Raw genomic sequence first — 551 nt, 5'->3', positions numbered from 1 at the left:
TGGAAGAAGCCGCTGCCGAAACCGGCGACGCTGCCTGATCGGCATGACTGACCGAGCCGGGCGGGGCCGCACCCCTGCCCTGCTTGCACAAAACTGACACATGCAGGGGCTACGGGCCGGGCATTGGCCCGCACCTGTGGCCCCTGCGTCCATATTCAAAACAAGGAACACGAACATGGCTGTTGTAACCGCTGCTACTGTGAAGGAACTGCGCGAGCGCACCGGCGCCGGCATGATGGACGCCAAGAAGGCGCTGACCGAAGCCAATGGCGATATCGAAGCCGCCGTCGACGCGCTGCGCGCCAAGGGCCTCGCCACCGCACAGAAGAAGTCGAGCCGCACCGCCGCCGAAGGTCTGGTGGGCATCGAGGTCGCCGGTCTCAAGGGCGTCGCCGTCGAAGTGAACAGCGAAACCGATTTCGTCGCCAAGAACGACCAGTTCCAGGATTTTGTGCGCAAGGTGACCTCGGTCGCGCTGACCACCGGCGATGATGTCGACGCGCTCAAGGCGGCAGACTATCCCGATGGCGGCAGCGTCGGCGACAAGCTGA

Annotated in this window: 1 protein-coding gene; it reads left to right on the top strand. The window is 64.4% G+C overall.

Going from position 1 to position 551, the window contains the following annotated elements; translation table 11 throughout:
* Positions 1-175: 175 nt before the first annotated feature.
* Positions 176-551: translation elongation factor Ts (gene tsf / locus DM995_RS01950; protein WP_116968322.1), on the top strand; the 376-nt coding region annotated here is incomplete at its 3' end.

It is taken from the genome of Blastomonas sp. UPD001 (assembly GCF_003426715.1).
GTDB lineage: Bacteria > Pseudomonadota > Alphaproteobacteria > Sphingomonadales > Sphingomonadaceae > Blastomonas.
The sequence above is the reverse complement of the archived record's forward strand: the minus strand, read 5'-3'. Positions and strand labels throughout refer to the sequence as shown.